This is a genomic window from Arthrobacter sp. PGP41 (assembly GCF_002953935.1).
In the GTDB taxonomy this organism is placed as follows: domain Bacteria; phylum Actinomycetota; class Actinomycetes; order Actinomycetales; family Micrococcaceae; genus Arthrobacter.
The window spans coordinates 2,904,195-2,929,191 of the sequence record NZ_CP026514.1; the positions used below are offsets into that span (position 1 = coordinate 2,904,195).

Here is a 24,997-nt window from a genome sequence, read left to right on the forward strand (position 1 = left end):
TCTGCACTGAACACGTAGGGCCGGGGCCACTGATGGCCCTGGCCCCTACTTGTCCGTGTCCCTGTGTAGCGTGGTGCCATGGATTCCTCCGGTGCAACCTCCATCGCATGGCTTCGCGACGACCTTCGGCTGGACGACAATCCGGCCTTGGTGGAAGCAGCTGCGCTGGGCCTGCCCCTGACGGTTGTCTTCATCCTTGACGAGGAGTCCGAGGGCGTCCGGCCACTGGGCGGTGCAGCCCGGTGGTGGCTGCATCACTCCCTTGCCTCCCTTGCGGCGGCGCTCGAGGCCAAGGGCAACCGGCTGGTCCTCCGCCGCGGCCCGGCGCAGGAGGTATTGCGGCAACTCGCCACCGAGACCAACGCAGGCCACCTGTTCTGGAACCGCCGCTACAGCCTCCCGGAACGCACCGTGGACGCCGCCGTCAAGTCGTGGGCCGGAAAAAACGGCATTGAAGCCTCGAGCTACCAGGCGAATCTCCTGTTTGAACCATGGACGGTCCGCACCGGCGCCGGCGGCCCCTACAAAGTGTTCACACCGTTCTGGCGGGCCTGCCTCGCGAACGGTGACGTGCGCGACCCCCTCGAGATTCCGCTGAAGCTGCCGGCCCCGCCCCGGGAAAGAGGTGCCACGCCGGCCGGGGAAGGTCTTGAGGGCTGGCAGCTCCTGCCTTCCTCCCCCGACTGGAGCGGGGGGCTGGCCGAAACCTGGGAGCCGGGGGAAGAAGGTGCCCACCGGCGGCTGGAGGATTTCCTGGACGGCCCTGCGCTGGACTACGGGACCGGACGCAATGTGCCGGGAGTGGAAGGGACCAGCCGCCTGTCTCCGCACCTGCGCTTCGGCGAGGTCAGCCCTTTCAGGGTCTGGCGGGAAACCCGCGGCCGCTTTCCACGTAATGTGCCGGCCGACGTCGGGATCTTCCGTTCCGAGCTCGGCTGGCGCGAGTTCTGCTGGCACCTGCTGTACACGAACCCGGAACTTGCCACCCGTAACTACCGGCCGGAGTTTGACCGCTTTGAGTGGCAGTCCCCGGCCAGCGATGAACTGAAGGCCTGGCAGCAGGGCCGCACCGGATACCCGTTCGTTGATGCCGGGATGCGGCAGCTCTGGCAGACCGGCTGGATGCACAACAGGGTGAGGATGGCGGCGGCGTCCTTCCTGGTCAAGAACCTCCTGGCGGACTGGCGGACCGGGGAGGCCTGGTTCTGGGACACCCTGGTGGACGCCGACGCCGCGAGCAATCCCGCCAACTGGCAGTGGGTGGCAGGCTCAGGAGCGGACGCGTCCCCGTACTACCGGATCTTCAACCCCGTGACCCAGAGCAAGAAGTTCGACGCCGCGGGGAACTACCTGCGCCGCTACATCCCAGAGCTGGCAGGGCTGGACGGAAAAGGCATCCACGAGCCGTGGAAGGCCGGCGGTGAACTGCGGGGATACCCCGCTCCCCTGGTGGACCTGCCGGAGTCCCGGGAACGGGCCCTCGAGGCGTACCAACGGCTTAAGGACAGCTGAGACCCTCGGGCGGCCGGGCCGGGGTCAGCGGCTGACCTTGCCCATCAGGGAGGCGACGGGCCGCAGGAAGAGCGGTCGGGCCAGGAACCAGGCCGCCACCATGACCACAACCGAGGCAAGGAAGACCCAGAAACCGAGCCATCCGTCGTTGTCCTGCACACCGTACATGTGGTTGAGGTTCCGCAGGGCTCCGGTGGCGAGCACCAGGAACACGTGCACGACGATGAACGCCACAAAGTAGATCATCACGGGGAAGTGGACAGCCCGTGCCCATTCAATGGGAAAGGCCTTGTTGAGGCTTGCCGCCTTTTTTGGCCAGGCGCCTGACATGCGGAGGCCGGTGATGAAGGCCAGCGGAGCGGCGATGAAGACAGTCACAAAGTACGTCAGCAGCTGAAGCGCGTTGTAGTTGATCCAGCCGTTTTCGGTGGGCCAGTCCAGGGAGGCATACTGCAGGGCGGCCGACAGCGCGTTGGGGAAGACGTCCCAACTCGTGGGAACAATCCGCATCCACTGCCCGCTCGCGAAAAGCAGGACAGCGAACACCAGGCCGTTGAGGATCCACAGGGCGTCCAGCGTCAGGTGGAACCACAGCTCGAGCGTGATTTTGGTGGGCGGGTTCTTGGTCTTGATCAGGCCCTTGTTGTTCCGGGTCCAGTGGCCGCTGGGACGGGTGGTGGTGCGCACTTGCCACCCGGTCCGGATGATCAGGAGCAGGAAGAAGGCGTTGAGGAAGTGCTGCCAGGCAAGCCAGGCGGGAAAGCCCACGGGAGCAGCGGCCGGAAGCTCGGAATGGCCCGGGTAGTCGGCAACGAAGGAAGCCACGGCAGGCAGTCCCATCAGCCACCTGGCAATCAACACCACGAGGACCAGCCCTCCCAGGGCGGCAGGCACCCCCCAGTAGAGTCGCGACCGCTTACCCGCCGCGGTACCGGGCTTCTTCGTGGGTGTGGACATCGAACAACATTCCTCTCGAGAATGACTGGCCAAGTGCTCACGACGTGTGAGGCTCTGCGAAGAGAATACTAGGAACTGCTCGTATCCAAGGAAAAAGAAGACCCCGGCCGGCTGATATGCCGGTCGGGGTCTTCTCATAGTTGCGGGGACAGGATTTGAACCTGTGACCTCTGGGTTATGAGCCCAGCGAGCTACCGAACTGCTCCACCCCGCGTCGCAAGAACTACTTTACCGGCACGTGAACACCAGGCCAAATCGAAGCGGCGTGATGTCCGTCTCGCCAAACGGACGCGGCACCTGCTCCCCGAAAGGAGCAGGTGCCGCGTCCCGCCGTCGTGCGTAATCAGTTACCGGGCGAGTTTAATCAGTCACCAGGAACGTCAGCTACTCGGCGAGGGCGAAGGAGTAGCCTCAGGCGTTGCCGTGGACGCGGGAGCGGGAGATGCCTCGGGAGCCGCCACGGGGATCTTGGACTCCGCCTCGACGGCCCTCTTGAGGGCAGCCGCGATCCGGTTCTGCGCCTCACCATAAGCCGCGAAGTCGCCGGCAGCCAGTGCTGCCTGCCCTGCCTGCATGGCCGCGTTGGCTTCGTCCAGTGCCGCCTTCAGCTCCGCCTTGGCATCCGCACCCGCGGGGCTGGCAGGGGCGCCGGGACCGGCGGGCGCCTGGCCGTTGTTGTCCGAGTCACCGGCAGCAGCTCCGGAGTCTCCGCCGAACAGCTGCTTCAGTGCCTCATCCAAGGTGGGCGCAAAGCCCACCTTGTCGCCGAAGGCCACCAGGACGCGCTGCAGCGTGGGGTAGGACGTCTCGCCGGTGGACTTGAGGTAGACAGGCTGCACATACAGGATTCCGCCGCCCACCGGAAGGGTGAGGAGGTTGCCGTTGAGCACTTCCGAGGCGCCCTGGCGCAGGAGGTTCAGCGCCTGCGACACCGTGGGGTCCGAGTTGAACTTGTTCTGCGCCTGGCCCGGACCGGGGACCTGGATCTCCGGCGGGATCTGGAGCAGCCGCAGCTTGCCGTAGCTCTCCGCCTTAACCCCAGCCTGGTTGCCGGCGTCCGAGTCAGCGGCAAGGAAGCCGTACAGCACGTTGCGGGCGTTGCCGTTGACAATCTGCGGGATGAACGACGACGTCAGCTGGAAGGCGGGCTTGTCCTGGTCCGGCATCTGCAGCGACATGTAGAACGGCGGCTGCTTGACGCCGCTGGTGGAATCAACCGTAGGATCCGCCGGAACGCTCCAGACGTCCTTGGTCTGGTAGAACGTGGACGGGTTGGTTACGTGGTATTCGCCCAGGAGCTGGCGCTGGACCTTGAACAGGTCCTCCGGGTACCGGACGTGGCTCATGACGTCACCGGACATTTCCGAGTACGGCTTCAGCGTCGAGGGGAACACCTTCTGCCAGGACTTCAGGAGCGGGTCCTGGTCGTCCCACGCGTAGAGCGTGACGGAACCGTCGTACGCATCCACTGTTGCCTTGACGGAGTTCCGGATGTAGTTGACGGTGCTGTTGGGCAGGGCGACTGCCCGGCCGGACGTGGTCTGGGTGTCAGCGGTGGCATCCGAGAGCTGCTCCTGCTGGGAGTACGGGTAGTACTGGCTGGTGGTGTAGCCGTCCACGATCCACTTGACCCGGCCGTCCACCACTGCAGGGTAGGCATTGCCGTCAACGGTCAGGTAGGGAGCCACCTTTTCCACTCGCTCACGGGGGTTGCGGTCGTACAGGATCTGGGACTCCTGGTTCACGCCATCCGAGAGCAGCAGGTCCGAGGACTGGAACTTGATGGAATACAGCACACGGTTGAAGAACGTCCCCACGTTGGGTCCGCCGTTGCCTTGGAAGGTGTACTGGGTCTCGCCCTCGCCTTCCCGGCCGGAGGGCCTGTCCTGCTCGCGGGCCGGGGCTCCATCCGGCGCCCCTACGATCGAGTAGTCCGGGGAGTACTCGCCAAAATAGATCCGCGGCTCATAGCTGGAATCGTCACCAAGGACGCCGGTTGACGGGATGCCCGACTGCAGGAATTCCGGCTTGCCGTCAACGGTGAACTTGTTGCCCTTGGCCGCCACCACGCCGTAGCCGTGGGTATACACCACATGCTGGTTGAGCCAGCCCTGCTGGTTGGTGGCTACGTTGGCCGGATTCAGTTCGCGGACCGCGATCACGGTGTCCTGGACCTTCCCGTCAACTTCGTACCGGTCCACGTTGAGGGAGTCCGGGAACCGGTAGTACGGCCGGTACTGTTCCAGCTGCGAGAACGCATCCGAGATCAGGTTCGGGTCCAGCAGCCTGATGTTTGCAGTGGTCTGCGCATCAGGCGCGAGGGCTCCGGTGCTGGCCGTGTTGGTGGCGTCGTACCGGTTTACCTGGATCTTGTCCAGGCCGTAGGCGGCCCGCGTGTTGTCGATGTTGCGCTGGATGTACTCCTTTTCCAGCGTCTCTTCCGAGGGCCGGACCTGGAACTGCTGGATCACCCAGGGGTAGACGCCCCCGGCCAGGATGGACGTGATGACCAGCATCGCGGTTCCAATGACGGGCAGGCGCCACTTGCCGATCACAGCGGCGACGACGAACAGGATGGCAACGAGGACCGCTGCCACCGCGAGGATGGCCTTGGTGGGGATGACGGCGCTGACGTCCGTGTAGAGGGCGCCGGCCCAGCGCCCGCTGTTGCTTTGCACTGTTGTAAAGCGGTCAAGCCAGAAGTTGATGCCCAGGAGCACCAGGAAGGAGGCGCCGGTGACAGCGATGTGGATCTGCGCCGCCCGGCTGGTGAAGACGCCGCGTTCCATCAGCCGGATGCTGCCGTAGAGGTAGTGGGTAAGGATGCCTGCGATGCCGGCAATGACCACCACACTGATCAGGAACCCGGTCACGAAGCCGAGGAACGGAAGCGTCATCAGGTAGAAGCTGATGTCCATGTTGAACTCGGGATCAGTTTGCCCGAAGGGCTCCTGGTTGAAGAACAGCAGGACTTTCTGCCATTGGCTGGCGGCTGCGCTGCCGGCGAAGAGGCCGAACAGGACGGGCAGGCCCACCATGACTACCCGGCGGACGGGTTCCAGTTGCGCCTGGTACCGGTTGAGGTTGTCCCGGATCTCGGAGTCGGGCGCATAAACCGGCCTGGCGTGGTACGCGATGCGGATCGCGAAGAAGACCGCCACGAACATCACGGCGAAGCCGGCAGCGAAGATGCCGATCCGGGCCAGGTTCTCGGTCACGAATACTTCAATGAAGCCAAGCTGGCGGTACCAGAGGACGTCGGTCCAGACGTTGGCGAAGAAGATGAAGCCCACTACCACCAGGGCAACAACGATCAGGGTGGGCGTCAACGCCCCGCGTCGTGAAGGGGGCCTGCCTGTGGACATGGTGCTGGCGGGACGGGACAAACTGGGTACCTCATAGCTGGTCGTCAGATTATTCGATGCGTGCGTGCGAGCGACGTCCGGCACCGGTCAAACAGCTGGTTTCGTCCGTCACAATTGCCACGAGTGGCGGTAAGGCTTAGTTCCTGTTGAGTCTAGTTGCGCCCAGTCTAGTTGCTTGTGCACGCCGGGAGGCCGGATGTGTCCTGGCCGCTGCCGGCGCGTTCGACGGCGTCACGCGCCTCCGCGAGGTTCTCCACACGGACCACCTGCAGCCCCTCGGGGATTTGCCCCACCACGTCCTGGCAGTTTGCGGCCGGCGCGAGGAACATTGTGGCTCCCCCGGCCCTTGCACCCTGCATTTTCTGCTCGATCCCGCCGATGGGTCCCACGAGGCCGTCCGGGGAGATGGTGCCGGTCCCTGCGATGTGCTTGCCGCCCGTCAGGTCGCCCGGGGTGACGGTATCGATAATGCCGAGTGAGAACATCAGCCCGGCGCTGGGACCGCCCACCTTCTCAAGCGAGATGTCGACGGCGAAGGGGAACGTGAACAGGTACTTGAGCATCACTCCGAGGATGAAGCGGCCCTCCCCGTTGTCTTTGGGGGTGATCGCCTCCGTGACCGGCTGCCCACCGCGCTCCACCACCACGGTGGCCGGCGCGCCTTTTCCTGCCGCCAATTCCTCCTGGACAACGGCCAGTGAGGTGATGTCCCTGCCGTTGATGCTTTTGAGCACGTCCCCGGGTTCGATCTTCCCGGCGGATGCGGAACCTTCCGAGAGGGCCGCTGCCTGGAGCTGCTGCCCGAAGGGAATCTCCAGCTCCTTGAGGGCCGACGCCACGGCGTTCTCCTGGGAGGTGGTCATGGCCACGGAACTCTGCTCCTCAGCCTCTTCCCTGGTTGTGCCGGTGGGGTAGATCAGTTCCACCGGGTGGACGGCCTTGGAGGGGGTAAGCCAGGCGGAAAAAGCGTCCAGGATGCTGACGGGCCCGTTGGGTCCGCCGTCCACGTAGACCGTGGTGAGGTCCAGGTTGCCTTTGGCCGGGTACGTATCCCGTCCCGTGATGCTGATTACCGGTTTACCCTGGCTTTCACCCAGGGTGTTATACGTGGGGCCGGGTGACTCGACGACGTACGGCACCGGAAGGGTACCGACGGCGATTCCCAGCCCCAGGGCCGACATGCCGGCCAACAGCATGGCGGACACTTTCGGGTCCCGCGGTGCACGGTCCCGCAGCGGCCTGCCGCCGGCCGGGCCGCCGTCGTAGTTTTCCTCTGTTGGGGCTTCTTCTGCCGGCGCTTCTTCCGTCCGCGCAGGTAACCCGCGGGTGAAGAGCTCAGGAGCGTGGTCCTCTGAGGGGTGGCCGCCACGGGTTGTAGTCACCCAACCAAGACTACGCGGTGACCGTGCCTGCCAACGCTTTGCCTAGAGCGAACGGCCCCGCGGTCCGGCAGACAGCCGGTCACCGCCGGGGTACCGTGAAGGTTGACAGTCACACCGACGATCGGCGGGATCATGGCCTCCAATCCACTCAATTCGTCCAACGGGGATGACACCCCCAAGGATCCGTTGACCGAAATGCTGCAGAACCTCATGGGCGGCAAGGGGATGGAAAATTTCGACCCCGCCGAGCTGGCCAAAGCTGCCGGCCTGCCCAACGACCCCAACCTGCTGGCCCAGATGTTCTCCCAGGTGCAGGCAATGATGAGCGCGCCTTCGGAAGGTCCCGTCAACTGGCAGCTTGCCCACGACAACGCACGCCGGGTTGCGGCAAGCAGCAGCGATCCTTCGGTCACTGCCCAGCAGTCCCGCGAAGTCGATGAAGCCCTGCGCCTGGCGGAACTATGGCTTGACCCGGTGACAGACCTTCCTGCCACCGGCCTGATCGGCCGGGCGTGGTCCCGGGCGGAATGGGTGGAAGCCACCCTTGGCACGTGGAAGCGGCTCACCGAGCCGGTTGCCAACAGCATTGCCAACGCCCTGTCCTCCGCAATGACGGAGCAGATGCCCGAAGAGATGAAATCAATGATGGGCGGGGCATCCTCGATGCTCCAGAACATGGGCGGGGCCATCTTCGGCATGCAGCTGGGGCAGGCCATCGGCGCCCTGTCCACTGACGTGGTCAGTTCCACCGACATCGGCGTACCCCTGGCCGACCTTGAAATGGCGCTGCTGCCGGCCAACGTGGCAGCTTTCGGTGAGGGCCTGTCCCTGCCCGAGAATGACATCCGGCTTTTCCTTGCGGTACGGGAAGCTGCGCACGCCCGGCTCTTTGTCCAGGTGCCGTGGCTGCGCGGCCACCTGCTGGGCGCCATCGAGGCCTACGCCCGCGGCATACATATCGACACCTCGCGGATTGAGGAACTTGCGCGGGACCTTGATCCCGGCAACCCCGAGGGCATCCAGGAAGCCCTGTCCCAGGGAGTGTTCATGCCGCAGCGGACACCCGCACAGGAGCAGGCCCTCGAAAAGCTTGAGACGGCGCTTGCGCTCGTGGAAGGCTGGGTGGACGAACTCACCGCGGCCGCCACAGAGAAGCTGCTGCCGTCCGCGGGCGCGCTCCGCGAAACAGTGCGCCGCCGCCGGGCAACCGGCGGTCCGGCCGAGCACGCCTTCGCATCCCTGGTGGGCTTGGAGCTAAGGCCCCGCAGGCTGCGGGATGCCGCCGCGCTGTGGGCCACTTTGAAGGAAGAGCGCGGCATCGAAGGCCGCGACGCCATCTGGCACCACCCGGACCTGTTGCCCACCGCCGAGGACCTGGATGACCCCAAGGGCTTCAGCGGACGCCGCAAACTGGCCGAAGCCAGCGACAGCGAAGTGGACGACGCCCTACAGAAACTCCTCAGTGGCGGCTTCGACGCCGCTCCGGAAGGCGGGAGCGGCCCCGCGGGCCAGGGTGGCGCTGACGGCCAGGACCAGGGCGGCACTGCAAAGGACGACGGCGACGGCGGGCGGCCGGAAGAGGGGCGGGACGGCCAGCCGAAGGGCTAGGACCGTCCGGGCCCGCATTGTTGCGGGCCCGGATTCAGTCCGCGTCCGGGTCCGCCATGCCGCGCCCGGTGGCGTAGGAGACGCCTTCCAGGAATGCTTTGGCCCGCTGGGTCTCGGGGTAGGCTTCCAGCAGTTTCCAGAATGCGGCGTTGTGCGCGGCCACCAGCAGGTGGGCGAGCTCGTGGAGCAGGACGTAGTCGATGACCCACTGCGGCATTGGCCGAAGTTTGTCCGAGAGCCTGATGGTGCCCTCAGAGGGAGTAGCTGAACCCCAGCGGGAGTTCTGGTTGCTGACCCAGCGCACGGACGTCGGCACTGCCCGCCCCCCGAGGTACTGGGCTGACAGGTGGGCGGCGTGGGCCGCAAGGGCGGCGTCGGTGGCCGGGCGCCTCCGGCCCGCTGCTGCCCGCCGCTCCCCCTGGCGCTGCAGCTTGGCCACCATCCGGTGGACCCACTCGGCCTCCTGGGCGGCGGTAAACCGTGCGGGAATGGCCACAACTGCACTTCCGTTCTCCCAGAAGGCCGCCACCGTGCGGGTGCGCCGGGCGGAACGCCGCACCACAACGGGCGCACCGTCGTCAGTGGTCAGGGGGGCAGCAGCCGACCCGGCCGTTTTCGCGCCCTGGCCGGACTTCACAGGGAAGTGCTTTCCGTGAGGACGCGCAGAACGTCTTCCCCGTACCGTTCCAGCTTGGACGGGCCCACTCCTGCCAGCCCGGCCAGCTCCTCGAGCGAGGCGGGGCGCGCCTCAGCGATGGCTGTGAGCGTGGCATCGGTGAACACTACGAACGCAGGCACCTCAGCGGCGAGGGCAACTTCGCGGCGCCAGTTCCGCAGGGCATCGAAGGTCTGCTCCTCGTAGCTCGGCGGACAGGAGTTGCAGCGGCCCACCTTGCGTTCCGCGCCAGTGGCAAGCATGCTTCCACAGACCCGGCACATGGCGGGAGCGGCGGCCTTCCGGCGGGACACCGGAACCTTCCCCCGGGTGGTTGACGTTGCCACTGAGTCCGGGCGCAACCCGTCCAGGAACCTTGACGGTTTCCGGTTTGCCCGTCCGCCCGGGGTCCGGGCTGTGGACCAGGACAACGAGAGGTGCTCCCGGGCACGGGTGATTCCCACGTAAAGCAGCCTCCGTTCCTCATCCACCGACTCGGGCGAGTCGGCGAAGGAGATGGGCATCAGACCCTCGCTGAGGCCCACCAGGAACACCGCATCCCATTCCAGGCCCTTGGCCGCGTGCAGCGAGGCCAGGGTCACCCCCTGGACGGTGGGGGCGTGCTGGGCGAGGGAGCGTTCCTGGAGTTCGTTCACGAAGTCGGCCAGCCCAAAACCGGCACCCCGGGTTTGGACCAGTTCATCGGCAAGCGCCACCAGGGCCGCCAGCGATTCCCAGCGTTCCCGCAGTGCGCCGCCGCTGTGGGGGGCGGAGTCCGTGTAGCCGAGGGACGAGACGATGTCCCGGACCAGCTGCCCCAGGGGCTCGGGGGAATCCGTCTCCGCGACGGCCCGGGTTGCGGCCCGAAGCTGCAGGATGGCGTCCCGGACCTCCTTGCGGGCGAAGAACCGCTCGCCGCCGCGCAGCTGGTAGCCGATGCCGGCCGCAGCGAGGGCCTGTTCGTAGGCCTCGGACTGGCCGTTGGTCCGGAACAGGACGGCCACCTCGCTGGCGGGAGTGCCCGCGTCCAGCAGTGCCTTGATCCTCTGGGCAACAGTGGCTGCCTCTGCTTCGTCGTCTGCGCACTCGGTGAACTGGGGTGCCGGGCCCGCCGGCCGCTGGGCCACGAGCTGGAGGGGTGTTGCCCAGGCGGCGTCGGCCACCGGACCGCCGCTCCGCCGGCCGGCCAGCAACTCATTGGCGAGCCTCACGACCTGCGGCGTGGAGCGGTAGTCCCGGATCAGTTTGACCACGTTGGCCTGCGGGTAGCGTGCTTTGAAATCCAGGAGGTGCTTGGGGGAAGCGCCCGTAAATGAATAGATGGTCTGGCTGGCGTCGCCGACGACGCAGAGTTCGTCCCGGCCGCCGAGCCAGAGGTCCAGGAGCCGCTGCTGCAGCGGGGAGACGTCCTGGTACTCATCCACCACAAAGTGCCGGTACTGCTCGCGGACGGTGGCGGCGACCTTCTCGTCCTCCTGGAGGATTCCCACCGTGATCAGCAGGACGTCCTCGAAGTCAATGACGTTGCGGTCCGTCTTCACGTCCTCGTAGGACTGGAAAACCCGTGCCACGGCCGTGAGGTCGAACCCTCCCGGGGCACCCCTGTCCTGGGCGTTTTCCAGGTAGTTGGCCGGGGTGAGCATGGACACCTTGGCCCATTCAATCTCGGAGGCGAGATCGCGGATGGAGGCCCTGTCGGTGCTGAGCCGGAGCCGCCGGGCGGCCTCGGCCAGCATCTGCGCCTTGTGGTCCAGGAGGTTGGGCAGGGTCCCGCCAACTGCCTGCGGCCAGAAGAACTGCAGCTGGCGCAGGGCAGCGGCGTGGAATGTCCGCGCCTGCACGTTGCCCGCCCCGAGATCCCGCAGCCGGCTCCGCATCTCGGCAGCGGCCCGGGCCGTGAAGGTCACGGCAAGCAGCCGCTGCGGCGAATAGACGCCGGAGTGGACGCCGTAGGCAATGCGGTGGGTGATGGCGCGTGTCTTACCGGTTCCTGCGCCCGCCAGGACACACAGCGGGCCGTTCAGGGTGCTGGCCACTTCCCGTTGCTCTGCGTCCAGGCCGCCAAGGATGCGGTCCTCCAGGGATGCTGTCCCGTCAATATGTTCTGTAGTCACTTCTGCTGCTCTTGGTCTCGACTACCGCGTGCTGGAGTCTGGTGGATACGTGAAGGAGTCAGGCCCCGGCCAGGTCCCGGATGCGTCCGCCGTACCAATGCTCAATCAGCGAGCGGGCAATGGAAAGCCGGCTGGAGATGGTGATCTCCCCGCTGAGCACGGCTTCCTGGAGTTCCTCCCGGCTGAACCAGCGTGCCCTGGTGACCTCTACGCCGTCGGGCTTTGCTTCGGAGTCCTCGGTGACGGCGGTAAATCCAAGCATAAGGGAGGCCGGGAACGGCCAGGACTGCGATCCGAGGTACTGGCATGCGGTCACCCGGACGCCAACCTCTTCGTAGATCTCGCGGACTACTGCCTGTTCCAGGGACTCCCCCGGCTCCACGAAGCCTGCCAGCGTAGAATAGTTCCTGGCATCCGCAGGACCTCCGCCGCCCAGCAGCAGCCGGCCGTCAGGGCCCTCAACGGTAACAATGATGGCGGGATCCGTGCGCGGGTAGTGTTCCGACAAGTCCTCCGGGCAGCGACGCACCCAGCCCCCGGCTTCCACCTCGGTGGGCTTCCCGCAGCGCGGACAGTGCGTGTGGCCGGAATGCCAGTTGGCGATGGCACTTGATTCGACAAAAAGCGCGGTGTGGGTTGGGGTCAGCCCGGCAGCCACGTCGCGGAAACCGGCCCACTGGGCGTCGGACGGGATCCCGGCTGTTCCCGGGGCCGCCGGCTCCGGCAGGACAAACAGCAGCAGCCCGGTTCCTGCGGGAAAGTCGGAGTCCGGGAGGGCGGTGCCTAGGAAGATGACCAGTTCCGGGGCTGAGCCTGCCGTGGTGAGTTCCTCAAGCAAGGGCCCCGCAGCGGCTGTAAACAACCCGCCGCCCTGGACCAGCCCCTGCCGGCCGGAAAGGACAACAGCCAGCGTTGCGGGGTTGGCCAGCTGGCTGGCAACTATTCCGGGGGCCGTGCGCTCGGCCGATCCGCGGTCCACCAGCGCCGGCCTGACAGGGAGCAATGTGTCCCTGAGGTGGTTGGCGGGCAGCATTGCCTGCTGCCCCTGGTAGACCGGTGTAACAGACTCGGCGTGGCTCATAGGTCCACCGTACTGACTGGTGCTGTCAATTGACATTTCGAGGGCGTTTTCCGGCCGTCCTCCCTCCCCTGATTTGGAGGTATCTGAAGACTCGCCGCCGCCGGACCGGCCTCCCGGACGGCAGGCGATCTACCGTGGAATGGTGAGAAGAAAACCGATTGAACTGGCAGCCGTTGCAACTGCGGCAGTCCCCGGACTGACCCCGACGGCTGTTAGCTCTGCTCCGGACGATCCCGCGGACTTCGACTCTGCCCTGCTCCTTGATTCGGAGGGGAAGCGCTGGCGGGTGAGGTCCCCGCGGCACGCCGAGGCCAGCGCACGGCTGGAAACCGAGTTCCTGGTACTTCGCGCCTTCGCGCCGGGCATTCGGGCTGAGCTGCCTTTTCTGATGCCTACGGTTGCGGGCAGTGTGCGGCTGGGCAGCCTGAGCACGTTCGTGTACTCCCATCTGGGCGGGAGCACCCGCAGTGTCGAAGAACTCACGGCCGGACCGGATGCCCTCGCCCGCGAAATCGGCATCGCGCTGGCGGCCATTCACGATCTTCCCCGGGCCCTGGTCAGCAACGCGGACCTGCCCAGCTACACCCCGAACGAATTCCGGCAGCGCAGGCTGAATGAGCTGGACCAGGCAGCCACCACCGGGAAGATTCCCCCCGCCCTGCTGCTCCGCTGGGAACACGCGCTGGAAGACGTCTCCCTGTGGCGCTTCAATCCCTGCGTCGTGCACGGGGACCTGCACGAGGACAACCTGCTGGTGGAGGGCCAGCGGGTCACGGCGGTGACCGGCTGGACCGATCTTCGGATCGGCGACCCCGCGGACGACTTCGCGTGGCTGGTGGCCTCCAACGAGCATGATTTTGTGGATGCGGTTCTGGCGGCCTACACCTCCGGCCGCCGTGACGCCCCCGACAACCACCTCCTCCGGCGGGCCGCGCTCTCCGCTGAATTCGCCCTCGCGCAGTACTTGGTGAAGGGCATCGCTGCCGGCGATGCCTCCATGATTGCCGAGGCAGAAGAAATGCTGGACACGCTGGCAAGCGATGTTGCAGAGCACGGCGGGCAGCCCATCAGTGTTGAGCCCCTGCCGCCAGCGGCAGCTGCCGGGGGGCCTGACTCCGTGGCGCGTGAGGCCGTTGCGCCCGACGCCGTCCCAAGCATCCGGGCGGCCGACGACGACGTGCCGGCGGCCGTGCCACCGGTCACCGTCCTGCCCGTCCCGGCCCAGCCCGCTGTCGTCGTGACTCCAATCCCAGTGGCCGCGTCTCCCGTTCGGGTGGAGCCAGTGCCCGCGCCTGAGCCTTCCGCCGGCGGACCGGACGACACATCCACCGCGGCGCTCTCGATCGTCGACGTCAAGAAGGACCAGGGGAACTGAGGGCTGCCGCCACGATCTCCTCCAACTGGCTTGCTGTTCCCAGGTCGTGGGGCCGCACTACTTCGTTATCAGCAACGTAGAAGAACGCCGCACGCACGTCCTCCAGCGGCACGCCCTTCAGCCTCGACCAGGCCAGCCGGTACACCGCCAGCTGGACGGCCTTGGTCCGAAGCAGGTTCCCGGAGGGCCGTCGGCCGGTCTTCCAGTCCACCAGGTCCCAGCGTCCGTCAGGATCCTGGAACACCGCGTCAACACGGCCACGAACCACCACGTCCCCGACTCGGGTCTCCACCGGAACTTCAATGAAGGCCGGAGAGCGGTGGGCCCAGGGGGACGACCGGAAGGTGGCCACCATGGCGTCGAGGTCGTACGCCGCATCGATGTGATCATCCGAGCCCGGCGCTTCACCGAGGTCCAGCAGGCCTGCGGTGCCAAAGTACTCTTCCACCCACGCGTGGAAAGCCGTGCCCTTCCTTGCCGACATGCCCGGTTCCCGTGGCACGGGCCTGCGCAGCCGCCAGGCCACGGCTGAAGGGTCCTCGCCCAGATCAACAAGGGTGGACGCCGAAATGTGGGTGGGGAGGTGGACGTCCCGGGCTGAAGACCTCCTGGCCCGGCGTTCGAGCAGCAACGCCGCTTCCCGGGCCCAGCCGGCGGCAACCCCTGGAAGTTCAGATTCCCGGGCGGCAGCCCGCCCGCGGCGGGAGTCCTCCATCGCCGCCATGACCCGGGCAGCAGCGGTTTCCATCGCGTGCCTCCGGCCGCCCGCCAGGCGCAGGCGCTCCCCCGTGCGCGGGTCCACCGGCCCCTCCAGGGGATCGTACGGCCAGCCGGCCACCTCGGTATCGAGGGTAAGCGGGCTGGTCTCAGGCAGGGAGGGCTCCTCCACGGAGCGGGGATGGATGACCGCCCGCGCCGGGCCCCCGCTGGCCCCGGCGGTCAGGGTTTCAAGCTCTGCCAGGAATGGCGACATTTCCGCCCGTCCCGACCTGGATCCCACCCAGGCGGCGCTGGACGCCCACAGGACATGCTTGGCCCGGGTGTACGCCACGTAGGCAAGGCGGCGCTCCTCAGATTCCCCGTGGGCCTGGACAGCTGCCTTGAAGTCCTTCTCCGCATCCAGCCAGCCTTTTTGGTCAGGCTGGTCGAGGTCCCATTGGGGAAGGTCTGCCCGGTCACCGCGCAGCGGCCAGGGCAAGGCCGCGGACCCGCTGCTCCAGCGCGAGTCGCGGTCGCTGGGGAAGTCCTTGGCGTTCAGTCCCGGCACGAAAACGACATCCCATTCCAGCCCCTTGGAAGCATGGACCGTAAGCAGCTGCACAGCTTCCCGGTTGACGTCGCCGGGTGGTGCTTCCAGTCCGTTTTCTTCTGCTGAGGCAGCCTCCAGCCAGGACAGGAAGGCGAGGATGTCCACGCGCTGGGACGTTCGCAGGAACCCGGCAGCGGCATCCTGGAAGGCATCGAGGTTCCGGCGCGCCTGATGGATGCTGATGCCGGGCCTGGCGGCAACCTCGATATCAAGGAGCATGGCCCTTTCCACCTCCCCGAGCAGGGTGGTGAGGTCGTCCCCAAGGTAGCCCCGGAGCTGACGCAGCTCTGTGGAGAGCCGGACCATCCGCTCCCGCGCAGCGGGGGTCAGGGACCTGCCGTTCGATGAGGTCCATCCTTCCCGCGGCAGCCAGTCCAATGCCTCCACCAGGCTGGCGGCATCAGTAAGGTCGCTTTCGAGGACGGCCGGTCCGTCATCCGGAAGCTGGTCATCGCCCCGTCCGGCCTGGCCCCGACGCCGGGCAAGCTGGCTGGACCAGTCCCGCAAGGCCATCAGATCTGCGGGTCCGATCCGCCAACGGGCCCCCGCCAGCAGGCGCATCAGCGCGTCGGAACGGCCGGGGTCGGCCAGGACACGCAGGGTTGCAACAAGATCCACGATTTCGGGAGTATCAAGGAGCCCGCCAAGACCAACAATCTCGTAGGGAATGCCACGGGCTTCCAGCTGCCGCCGGATGGGCTCCATTTGTGCGCGCCGCCGGCAAAGGACAGCGACGGCGGGCGGAACCGGCGACCCGTCGGGCTTCAGCTCAAAATCCGTCACCCGGTACTTCAGGACGTCATCGGCCAGCGCTGAGGCTTCATCCACATCGCTTCCGAACCGCCCCAGCACCACTGATCCCGCTGCAGCATGAGGGCTCGGCTGCAGCGGCGGCACCTTTGGTGCGGCCGGCCCTCCCCCGCCCGCCGGTCCGCGCTGCGCGGCTGCCCGGGCCAAGGATTCAGACATCACGTTGGCAGCGGCCAGGATGGAGCGTCCGTTCCGCCACGCCGTTGTCAGGTACGAGGTCGGCGCGGGAGCCCAGTTGTCCCCGCTTTCCGCCATGCCCCGTCCCGCCGTCCCATCCGTACCGGTTGGCGCTGTCCCATGTCGTGGCGTCCCTGTCCGCACGGGGAACTCCCGCACGAAATGGAACAACTGGCCTGCCGACGCGCCGCGGAAGCCGTAAATCGACTGGTTGGGGTCGCCAACGGCGGTCACCGCGTGCCCGCCGCCGAAGAGCCGGGAGAACAGGACCAGTTGGGCGTGGGAAGTGTCCTGGAACTCGTCGAGCAGGACCACCTTGTAGCGCTGCCGTTCCATCTGGGCAGCCAAGGGCACGTCCTGCGCCACGCGGGCGGCAAGGGCCACCAGATCGCCAAAATCAAGTGCCCCCCGGGCCCGCTTCGCCGCCGCGTACCGGCCAACCATGTCCGCCACGCTGGCCCTGGTCCTCAACATGCCGGCGAGATCGGCCGCTGCCTGCGGGGGGTTCTTCTTTTTGTCGGCTAGGTAAGGGAGTGACTCGAAGTCGGACAACCGGGCCATCAGCCAGGCTTCGACGTCCTCGGGTTCCTGGAGGTGCTCGGCGCATTCACCGGCCAGCTGGATAACTGCCTTCACCAGCGTGGACTTGGCAGCCCGGAAATGCCCGTATTCGCCGTCATAACCCTCCACCACCTCGGTGGCCAGCTGCCAGGCCTGCGCACCGCCCAGCAGGACCACGTCCCGCTCCACTCCCAGGCGCAGCCCATAGTCAGAGACGATGCCGCTGGCGAAGGAGTGGTAGGTGGAAACTTTCGGTTCGAGTGCATCGCTGCTGAGCAGCCCGTCCTGGAAAACCTTGCCCCCGCTGTCCGCTTCGGCGCTGTCCCGGACACCTCTGTCCTTGATAACCAAGCGCTGGAGGGCGGCCAGTTTTCCCCGGATACGGGTGGCAAGTTCACCTGCTGCCTTGCGGGTGAAAGTCACGCCCAGGACTTCCTCGGGGCGGACCCAGCCGTTGGCGACGAGCCACACCACCCGGTCCGCCATAGTGGCTGTCTTGCCGGACCCCGCCCCCGCAATGACCAGCCTCGGCGCGAGAGGCGACGAAATGATGGCCGACTGCTCAGGGGTTGGAACGTTCTTCTCCCCCAGGAGCACAGAAAGCTCCTCCGGGCTGAAGCGGGGCTGCGGGAGTGGCTCCGCATCCGGGCCTGGCCCGGAAATCGGGGTCATGGCGGAAAGGGGAGTCAAAGACTGTTGCACGTCCGGCCTCATTCGGTCACTTGCCTTCCGCGCACACACAAAGGACATACCTCGGGGAGCCTGCAGCCGTGGCCACCGTGGCTTCCCTTCGAGGGATCGTGCCGTGCTTCAAACGTGCTGCCTCCCATTACGGCGGCTGCATCCTTCACCATGTCCATGGCCCAGTTCTCCTGCGGGTCTATGGCGTCCTGATGCTGGACGGCGGGGTTCTTTGCCCCGGTTCCGAGCTGGGCCAGGACGGCGCCGCCGGGGACCGGCGCGGCGGGGCTGTCCTTACTGCTCTGGAAGCCCCCGGCGAGCACCGCTGCCTGGTATGCGCCGAGCTGCGGATGCCGCGACAGTTCCCCTTTACCGGGCTGGCGTTTTCCGGTTTTGAGGTCCACGATGACCAGCCTGCCTTCGGCGTCTATTTCGAGTCGGTCCACCTGCCCGCGCAGGACGGCGTCCCGGGCGGGAGCGTCATCGACGGGAACCTTTCCGAGTGCGACGTCGAAATCCTGTTCCACTCCAAGCAGGCTTCGGCCCTCGCTTCGCATGAGGAGCACATACTGTGCCAGCTTGCGCACCATGGACTCGGCACGCTGGAAATCCAGCCTGCCCTCCCAGTTGTCCTTCATTCCCAATGCCGGCCAGCGCCGGACCAGCTCGGCGACATACTCACTGCCGGACGCATCCGGGAGCTCCTGGGCAATGGCGTGGACCAGGGTGCCAAGGCTGCGGGCGAAATCAGTGGCAGCTTCGCCTCCCGCGGCCTGGATAAACCAGTCAAGCGGAGATTTCTGCACGGTCTCGACTTTTGACGGTGACACAAAGACCGTTCCGCCAGGCGGAACCACCGCTGCCGCCGTGGTCAGAGGAAGGAGGCCCCACCAGCTCTGTGGATGCGCGCCGGGGACCGGTGGGTCAGCCTTTGCCAGCTGGGCAAGCACCCTGGCCGCTTCATCCGCCTGCGGAGCGTCCCGGCCGTCCAGCTGCGCATGCTGCCGGAGTTCGGCAACAAGGGGCCGCAGCGCCATGGGGCGCTCAACTGCAGTGAAGCCGCGGGCTTCCTGCCCAGGCGCCAAGGGCGCCACATAGTCGAGGAAGGAGGAAGGCTGGTCGTCTTCGGAGGATACGGCGGTGCAGACCAGCAGTTCGCGGGCGCGGGACACTGCAGTGGAGAAGCTCCGGAGCTCGTCATACCGGATGTCGCGGAGCCGGCTCAGGGGATCCCGTTGCAGGGCGTAGCCTGCCCCGTGTTCCACCGCATCGCTGTACAGCGTGCTTCCAAGCAGCTCGCCGCGGAGCCGGGTATTGGGCCACACACCTTCCTGGAGGCCCGCCACTATCACCACCGGCCACTCCCGTCCGGCTGCACTGGCTGGAGTCAACAGTTCCACGGCGTCGTCCACCTGGGCACGGGCGGCAAGGGTGTCCATGGGAAGCTCCTGGTTCAGGAGATACTCAAGGAACTGCTCGGGGCCGGCACCGGGCATCTGGTCCACGTAACGCTCCGCGGTGTGGAAGAGGGCCATCATGGCGTCCAGGTCGCGGTCCGCCCGCGCGCCGTGCGGACCGCCGGCAAGGGCGGTTTCCGTCCAGTTATCGGCGAGCCCGGTGGAGTCCCAGAGGGCCCAGAGGACTGACTCAGCGTTGGCGCCGGGTTCCGCTGCGGCGTGGCGGCCTGCCTGGATCATGCGTGCTGCCCGGCGTGCGGCACGGCCTTCGATGCCGAGCGTAGCCAGTGCGCCGGGTTCCAGTAATGCTTCAACCAGCAGGGAGTCGCTGGTCCGGCCTCCGCCCCCCAGGATCTCCTCCCTCCTCAGGGACTGCCGCAGCCGGCGGAGCTCGATCGATGTGGCACCGCCGATCCGGGAGGTCAGGAGGGAGACTGCGGCTTCCGGGGTGAGCAGTGCGGGATCCAGTGCAATCGCGAAGGCGTCAAGGAGCGGGCGGACGGCCACCTCGTCCCGGACAGCGGACTCTGCCACGGGGACCCGCACAGTAATCCCCTGGCCCGACAGGTAACGCTGGAACTCGCTCACCTGGGCGCCGCTGCGCACAATCACCGCGAGTTCGGCAAGGTCCCGTCCATGGGTGATGTGCTGGTCCAGGATGCGCTGGGCAACATAGCGCAGTTCATGCACGGCGGACGGAACGAGGTGTGCTTCCACTACCCCTTGGCGCCTGTCGCCGTCGGGTTGATCAGGGTCGCGTGGATCAAGCCGCCGGGCCAGTTGCCCGCCCGCGCGCTGTGAAATCCGCCCGGCCACTCCGAGCCAGGCTTCGGCCACTGCGGGCGCCTGCCGGTGGGCGTACCGCAGTGGACGCTCCACCACAGGTGCTCCGGACGACAGCAGCCCGGGCAGTTCTGCCACCAGGTCGGGCCTGGCACCGCGGAAGCCCTGCACCACAGTGTCCGGAGAAAATGCCACGTAGCAGTCCTTCCCGCCGGCGATGTCAGCCAGCAGCTCAAAGACTGCGGGGTTGGCTTCCTGGATGTCGTCCACCAGGATCACCTGCAGCCGGTCCCGTTCCGCTGCCAGGAAGCCGGGAGAATCCTGGAAGACCTGCCGTGCCGCGGTGATGATGCCGGCCGGATCGAAAGCCTCAGGCATCCGCAGGTCCAGGACATCCCGGTACTCGGCGTACAGGGCCGCAGCGGCGATCCAATCGGGCCTGCGGCACTCCTGTCCGAGGCGCACCAGGTCGCCGGGGGTTCGGCCCGACTCGATGATGCGGTCGAACAGCTGCCGGACTTCCTGCCGGAAGCCCCGGGTTTCCAGGGCACCTTCGATATCGGCGGGCCAGGGAAGCTCCAGGCCGGGCAGTCGATGGCCTTCAAGGAGCTCCTTGATGATGAGGTCCTGTTCCGGGCCCGAGAGGAGCCTGGGGGGCCGGGACAGGGGCAGGATCCCTTCCGCCTTGGCGCGCCGGATCACGTCAAAGGCGTAGGAGGCCCAGGTCCGCGCGGGGGTTGTGCTCAGGCTCCTGTCCAGCCGGGCCGTGAAGCGGTCACGCATGGCATCGGCAGCCAGGCGGCTGGGCGCCAGGATCAGTATCCGCTCAGGATCCGCACCGTCCCGGGTGACCCTGCTGACGGCGGCCTCCACGAGGACGGTGGTCTTGCCTGTCCCGGGAGCGCCGGGCAGCAACACCGGCCCTGTTCCTTGGGGGACGTCGACGGCCGCCTGCTGGTCGGCAGAGAGCAGGGGCTCCACGGCGTGCATCTGGCGGGGCGGCAGCAGCCGCAGGCCGGTTACTGCAGCTCCGGCCTGCCGCCCGGGGGTACGGCCGCCTCCCGGGCCGGCGGGTTCACCAAACTGACGGACATGGCCGTCCGTGGAGCCGTCCGGGGCTTCGTCGAGCGGGCCGGTGAGGGGCATGGTGACTGTCACAGGGACATTCCATCATCGGCCACCGACATTCTGTGCAGCCGCCGCACCAACACCCCGGCGACCGCGTCAATCCTGTCGAACTGGGCCTCGCTCGGCACCCAGCGCGCGGCCGGAAGATCCACCCGCCAGCGCCCCTCGCCGGTCCGCTGGAACTCAAGGTACGCCCCCAGCAGGGGTGTGCCTTCAGCAAGGTAGCGGCGGAGGGCATCAGCTTCGTGACCGTCCGGTGCGTGGCCGCTCGCCTTGAGGACCCGCCACCAGGGGACTCCGCTTCCGTAGCTGCTCATGACCGCGCCGACCTGCCTGGGCCCGCCTGAACCCAGCAGCTCGGCGACATCGCCATAGGCCACCGCGGATCCGGCGGGAACCAGCTCCACAACGGCAAGCACCGCCTCCACATACTCAATCCGCATTGATCCAATCTAGCCGCAGTGGCGTTCCACGGAATTGTCGGTGGTGGCCTTTAGCGTTGAAGCATGAGCACCTGGAACACCCTCCCCCGCGCCGCCTTCGACCTCGAAACCACAGGGCGCAACTCCCGGGCCGCACGTATCGTCACGGCCTCGGTGACGGTGGTGGACCACAACGGCGACGTCGTCCAGGAATACGAGTGGCTGGCAGATCCGGGAGTGGAAATACCCACCGAGACCAGTGAGGTGCACGGCATCACCACTGAACAGGCACGCCGTGATGGCAGGCCTGCCCACGAGGTGACCCGGGAGGTTGCCGCCGTGCTGCAGGGACTGTTCGACGACGGGACTCCCGTCATCGCCTTCAATGCCAGCTATGACTTCACGGTGCTGGCGGCCGAGTCGGCCCGGTACGGGGTCCCCCAGCTGACCCGTTTCCCGGTCCTGGACCCATACATCATGAACAAGCAGGTGGACCGCTTCCGTAAGGGCAAGCGGACCCTCACGGCGTTGTGCGAGGAGTACGGCGTGGTCCTGGACAACGCTCACACGTCGGCCGCTGATGCACTGGCCACCTTGAGGGTGCTGGACGCCATGGCCGGCAAGTTTCCTAAACTCAGCATGCCGGCCAGCCAACTGCACCAGCTGCAGGTTGACTGGGCAGTGAGCCAGGCAGCCGATTTCCAGGACTACCTCCGTAAGACGAAGCCTGCTGCCGTCATTGAAGGTGACTGGCCCGTGCTTCCACCGCAGGATGCCAGTACGGCTGGTTTCTGACGGGAACGTCTCCGGCACGGCCGGGACGAGAGCTATTTCACAGTCGCGCTGTGTATCACGGCTGGGCTGATGACGCACTAAGGATTCGCCTGCACGGGCACTCAAGGCTCCAGCACAAGGACCATTACCGCCCACACGGAATTTCCTTCGATCATCTGTGGCCAAGTCCGAGCATTTGTTCGCCCAACCGCCGCGAAACGCTGAAGTGAGACAATAAAGTTTTGCGGTCACCCCTGCCTTGCAGTGCTTGAACAGCATCGGGCAGGTGCCAGGCGCCACCAGCGCAGCCTTGCGGCCCGGTTGACTTATGACTCAATGAAAGCGACAGACTGATGAAAATCAAAGCGATGAAGTGGCTGACAACCGCTCCCGTGGCAATCGCCCTCGCGGTTTCCCTGGCAGCGTGCGGCTCAGGATCAGCCCAGCCGAGCGGCACGCCCACGGATGCCCTCGCCGGCAGCGACCAGCAGACGCTGGACAAGTACACCACCGCTGACGTCACCCCGATTGACCAGATCGACAAGACCAAGCTTGGCCTGAACACCGAAGGCAAGCTTGAGGTGGGCACCCTGTCGGACGCCCCGCCGAACATCTTCATTGACCCCTCGGGCAAGTTCACCGGCTACGACAACGAGCTGCTGCGGGCCATCGCCGGCAAGCTCGGCCTTGAGGTCGAGTTCGTTGCCACGGACTTCTCCGCCCTGCTTTCCCAGGTTTCCACCAAGCAGTTCGACGTCGGATCCTCCTCCATCTCCACCACGGACGCGCGCCGCCAGAACGTCGGCTTCACCAACGGCTACGACTTCGGCTTCATGGCCGTGGTTGCCAAGACCGACAGCGGCATCAAGGGCTTTGCCGACCTGAAGGGCGATCTCCGCATCGGCGTCGTGCAGGGCACCGTCCAGGACGACTACGTGACCAACACCCTGAAGATGGAACCCATCCGCTTCCCGGATTACGCCACGGTTTACGCCAACGTGCGCAACGGCCAGGTGGACGCCTGGGTGGCTCCGTCGCAGCAGGCCAGCGGCCAGGTGAAGGAAGGCGACGGCACCGCCATCGTCGAATCCGTCGTCAATACGCAGAACTTCACTGCCTACGCGGTGGCCAAGGACAACCAGCCGCTGATCGACGCACTGAACTCCGGCCTTGACGCTGTCATCGCGGACGGGACCTGGACCAAGCTGACCAAGGAATGGTACCCGGACCGCGAAATGCCGAGTGACTGGAAGCCGGGCAGCAAGGCCGCCACGGTTCCCCAGAGCTGATTGAGCCGGGACGTTCATGGATCTCTTGGACCAGCTGGCTGACACCTTCTTCAACTGGGAGGAAATGGCCAAAGTCATTCCCGCCCTGTTCATGGTGGGCCTCCCCAACACCCTGATATTGGCCGTCGCTTCGGGAATCCTCGGCTCCCTGCTGGGGCTGGGGCTCGCCATGATGGGGATTTCCCGCAACGCGGGCGCCCGGTGGGTGGCGCGCATCTACACCGATATCTTCCGTGGCCTTCCCGCCATCCTGGTGATCCTGGTCATCGGCATTGGCCTCAGCCCCATCGCCCGGGAAATCACCGGGTCCAGGAACCCGTACCCCCTGGGCATCCTGGCGTTGACTCTGATCGCGGCCGCCTACATCGGTGAGATCTTCCGCTCGGGCATCCAGAGTGTGGAGAAGGGCCAGCTGGAGGCCTCCCGGGCGCTCGGGTTCAGCTACGGCAGTTCCATGCGCCTCGTGGTGGTGCCACAGGGAATCCGGCGGGTCCTTCCCGCCCTGGTGAACCAATTCATCTCGCTGCTGAAGGATTCCTCGCTTGTGTTTATGCTCGGGCTCGCCGCCTCGGACCGGGAGATTTTCCGGATCGGTAACGACGCGATGGCCAACACCGGAAACCTGTCTCCGCTGGTGGCCGCCGGTGTTCTGTACCTGATCCTGACCGTCCCGCTCACCCACTTCGTGAACTTCATCGACCACCGGCTGCGTACCGGCAAGCCGGAAAAGAAGGAACCGGACGAGCTGGCAGCACCTATCGGCAAGGGAGCACAGGCATGACGGAATTCGCGTCCGGAACCCTGACCGGCAAGAACCTGCATCTCTCCTTCGGCCACAACCATGTGCTCCGCGGCATCGACCTGCACGTGGAGAAGGGCACCACCGCCTCGGTGATCGGCCCCTCGGGGTCTGGCAAGTCCACCCTCCTGCGGGTCATGAACCGGCTGATCGAGCCGGACCAGGGAGACATCCTCCTGGATGGCCGTTCGGTCCTGAAGGACAACCCGGACGAGCTCCGGCAGCGGATCGGCATGGTGTTCCAGCAGTTCAACCTGTTCCCGCACAAGACCGTGGTGGACAACGTGTCCCTGGCCCTGCGGAAGCTTCGCAAGCTCTCCAAGGAGCAGGCACGCGCCGAGGCCCTGGAGCAGTTGGACCTGGTGGGCCTGAGGCACAAGGCCGATGCCCGCCCGGCAAACCTTTCCGGGGGGCAGCAGCAGCGCGTTGCGATCGCCCGGGCACTTGCCATGAAGCCCGAGGTGATGTTCTTTGACGAGGCCACGTCCGCGCTGGACCCCGAACTCGTCAAGGGAGTCCTGGCACTGATGACCGACCTTGCGAAGGGCGGCATGACCATGGTGGTGGTCACCCACGAAATGGGCTTCTCGCGCAACGTGTCCGACACCGTGACCTTCATGGATGCCGGAGTGGTTGTGGAATCCGGGCCGCCGGAGCAGATCTTCACCGCACCGGCAACGGACCGCCTCAAGGGCTTCCTCTCGGACGTCCTGTAGTTCCCGAAGCACATAAGAAATCCCCGGCTGCAGCCCGCAGCC

The 24,997-nt window shown here is 66.4% G+C and carries 16 protein-coding genes and 1 tRNA gene; 7 read left to right on the plus strand and 10 right to left on the minus strand.

Annotation, left to right across the window (positions count from 1 at the left end; genetic code table 11):
• The first annotated feature begins 78 nt into the window (after positions 1-78).
• Positions 79-1,512, plus strand: coding sequence for a cryptochrome/photolyase family protein (locus C3B78_RS13205; RefSeq protein WP_104998474.1), 1,434 nt, complete (start codon positions 79-81; stop codon positions 1,510-1,512).
• Between the two features lie 24 nt (positions 1,513-1,536).
• Here the strand turns inward: C3B78_RS13205 and C3B78_RS13210 are convergent, their stop codons facing one another.
• The 4 genes from C3B78_RS13210 to C3B78_RS13225 form a co-directional block, all read right to left on the minus strand.
• A complete protein-coding gene (locus tag C3B78_RS13210) occupies positions 1,537-2,469 on the minus strand; it encodes a cytochrome b/b6 domain-containing protein (RefSeq protein WP_158677248.1) in 933 nt (310 codons plus the stop codon).
• Positions 2,470-2,609: 140 nt separating this feature from the next.
• Positions 2,610-2,683: transfer RNA gene (locus C3B78_RS13215), tRNA-Met, on the minus strand.
• Positions 2,684-2,849: 166 nt separating this feature from the next.
• Positions 2,850-5,834: a UPF0182 family membrane protein gene (locus C3B78_RS13220; RefSeq protein WP_199775419.1), complete on the minus strand. Its 2,985-nt coding sequence runs from the start codon at positions 5,832-5,834 to the stop codon at positions 2,850-2,852.
• Positions 5,835-6,001: 167 nt separating this feature from the next.
• The gene (locus tag C3B78_RS13225) at positions 6,002-7,069 is read right to left on the minus strand and encodes a PDZ domain-containing protein (RefSeq protein WP_396136722.1); all 1,068 of its coding nucleotides are present in this window, start codon (positions 7,067-7,069) and stop codon (positions 6,002-6,004) included.
• Positions 7,070-7,348: 279 nt separating this feature from the next.
• On the opposite strand from C3B78_RS13225, the gene C3B78_RS13230 reads away from it, so the two are divergent.
• On the plus strand, positions 7,349-8,824 hold the full coding sequence (locus C3B78_RS13230; RefSeq protein WP_104998478.1) for a zinc-dependent metalloprotease: 1,476 nt from the start codon (positions 7,349-7,351) through the stop codon (positions 8,822-8,824).
• Between the two features lie 34 nt (positions 8,825-8,858).
• Here C3B78_RS13230 and C3B78_RS20300 read toward each other — a convergent pair whose 3' ends face one another.
• The 3 genes from C3B78_RS20300 to nudC are packed head-to-tail and all read right to left on the minus strand — an operon-like array spanning position 8,859 to position 12,674.
• Entirely contained in the window at positions 8,859-9,461 is a 603-nt protein-coding gene (locus tag C3B78_RS20300) for a M48 metallopeptidase family protein (RefSeq protein WP_104998479.1), read from the minus strand.
• The gene (locus C3B78_RS13240; protein ID WP_104998480.1) at positions 9,458-11,593 is read right to left on the minus strand and encodes an ATP-dependent DNA helicase UvrD2; all 2,136 of its coding nucleotides are present in this window, start codon (positions 11,591-11,593) and stop codon (positions 9,458-9,460) included. The genes C3B78_RS20300 and C3B78_RS13240 overlap by 4 nt, the downstream gene beginning before the upstream one ends.
• A gap of 58 nt (positions 11,594-11,651) precedes the next feature.
• On the minus strand, positions 11,652-12,674 hold the full coding sequence (gene nudC / locus C3B78_RS13245) for an NAD(+) diphosphatase (protein WP_104998481.1): 1,023 nt from the start codon (positions 12,672-12,674) through the stop codon (positions 11,652-11,654).
• A gap of 142 nt (positions 12,675-12,816) precedes the next feature.
• Here nudC and C3B78_RS13250 point away from each other — a divergent pair, with 142 nt between their 5' ends.
• The gene (locus C3B78_RS13250; RefSeq protein WP_104999787.1) at positions 12,817-14,049 is read left to right on the plus strand and encodes a macrolide 2'-phosphotransferase; all 1,233 of its coding nucleotides are present in this window, start codon (positions 12,817-12,819) and stop codon (positions 14,047-14,049) included.
• Here the strand turns inward: C3B78_RS13250 and C3B78_RS13255 are convergent.
• From C3B78_RS13255 to C3B78_RS13265, 3 genes are all read right to left on the minus strand, one after another.
• On the minus strand, positions 14,027-17,578 hold the full coding sequence (locus tag C3B78_RS13255; RefSeq protein ID WP_104999788.1) for an ATP-dependent DNA helicase: 3,552 nt from the start codon (positions 17,576-17,578) through the stop codon (positions 14,027-14,029). The two genes, C3B78_RS13250 and C3B78_RS13255, sit on opposite strands and share 23 nt — an antisense overlap.
• Before the next feature lie 38 nt (positions 17,579-17,616).
• Positions 17,617-20,817, minus strand: a complete 3,201-nt coding sequence (locus tag C3B78_RS13260) for an ATP-dependent helicase (protein ID WP_234005607.1) — start codon at positions 20,815-20,817, stop codon at positions 17,617-17,619.
• A gap of 164 nt (positions 20,818-20,981) precedes the next feature.
• The gene (locus C3B78_RS13265) at positions 20,982-21,398 is read right to left on the minus strand and encodes an MGMT family protein (RefSeq protein ID WP_104998482.1); all 417 of its coding nucleotides are present in this window, start codon (positions 21,396-21,398) and stop codon (positions 20,982-20,984) included.
• A gap of 63 nt (positions 21,399-21,461) precedes the next feature.
• On the opposite strand from C3B78_RS13265, the gene C3B78_RS13270 reads away from it, so the two are divergent.
• From C3B78_RS13270 to C3B78_RS13285, 4 genes are all read left to right on the plus strand, one after another.
• Positions 21,462-22,172 (plus strand): 3'-5' exonuclease, encoded by a 711-nt coding sequence (locus tag C3B78_RS13270; protein ID WP_104998483.1) that lies wholly within the window; start codon positions 21,462-21,464, stop codon positions 22,170-22,172.
• A 332-nt stretch (positions 22,173-22,504) separates the two neighbouring features.
• Complete coding sequence (locus C3B78_RS13275) at positions 22,505-23,440, plus strand: substrate-binding periplasmic protein (RefSeq protein WP_104998484.1); 936 nt, start codon at positions 22,505-22,507, stop codon at positions 23,438-23,440.
• 16 nt (positions 23,441-23,456) lie between these two features.
• A complete protein-coding gene (locus tag C3B78_RS13280; protein ID WP_104998485.1) occupies positions 23,457-24,221 on the plus strand; it encodes an amino acid ABC transporter permease in 765 nt (254 codons plus the stop codon).
• Positions 24,218-24,955: an amino acid ABC transporter ATP-binding protein gene (locus C3B78_RS13285; protein WP_104998486.1), complete on the plus strand. Its 738-nt coding sequence runs from the start codon at positions 24,218-24,220 to the stop codon at positions 24,953-24,955. Before C3B78_RS13280 ends, C3B78_RS13285 begins: the two co-directional genes overlap by 4 nt.
• The last annotated feature ends 42 nt before the right edge of the window (positions 24,956-24,997 follow it).

Excerpts from the sequence above, each read along its gene's own strand:
- C3B78_RS13265 (WP_104998482.1), bottom strand. The coding sequence starts at position 21,398 with ATGCGGATTGAGTATGTGGAGGCGGTGCTTGCCGTTGTGGAGCTGGTT.
- nudC (WP_104998481.1), bottom strand. The coding sequence starts at position 12,674 with ATGAGCCACGCCGAGTCTGTTACACCGGTCTACCAGGGGCAGCAGGCA.
- C3B78_RS13280 (WP_104998485.1), top strand. The coding sequence starts at position 23,457 with ATGGATCTCTTGGACCAGCTGGCTGACACCTTCTTCAACTGGGAGGAA.
- C3B78_RS13255 (WP_104999788.1), bottom strand. The coding sequence starts at position 17,578 with ATGACCCCGATTTCCGGGCCAGGCCCGGATGCGGAGCCACTCCCGCAG.
- C3B78_RS13275 (WP_104998484.1), top strand. The coding sequence starts at position 22,505 with ATGAAAATCAAAGCGATGAAGTGGCTGACAACCGCTCCCGTGGCAATC.
- C3B78_RS13210 (WP_158677248.1), bottom strand. The coding sequence starts at position 2,469 with ATGTCCACACCCACGAAGAAGCCCGGTACCGCGGCGGGTAAGCGGTCG.
- C3B78_RS13205 (WP_104998474.1), top strand. The coding sequence starts at position 79 with ATGGATTCCTCCGGTGCAACCTCCATCGCATGGCTTCGCGACGACCTT.
- C3B78_RS13285 (WP_104998486.1), top strand. The coding sequence starts at position 24,218 with ATGACGGAATTCGCGTCCGGAACCCTGACCGGCAAGAACCTGCATCTC.
- C3B78_RS13260 (WP_234005607.1), bottom strand. The coding sequence starts at position 20,817 with ATGCACGCCGTGGAGCCCCTGCTCTCTGCCGACCAGCAGGCGGCCGTC.
- C3B78_RS13220 (WP_199775419.1), bottom strand. The coding sequence starts at position 5,834 with ATGTCCACAGGCAGGCCCCCTTCACGACGCGGGGCGTTGACGCCCACC.
- C3B78_RS13230 (WP_104998478.1), top strand. The coding sequence starts at position 7,349 with ATGGCCTCCAATCCACTCAATTCGTCCAACGGGGATGACACCCCCAAG.
- C3B78_RS13270 (WP_104998483.1), top strand. The coding sequence starts at position 21,462 with ATGAGCACCTGGAACACCCTCCCCCGCGCCGCCTTCGACCTCGAAACC.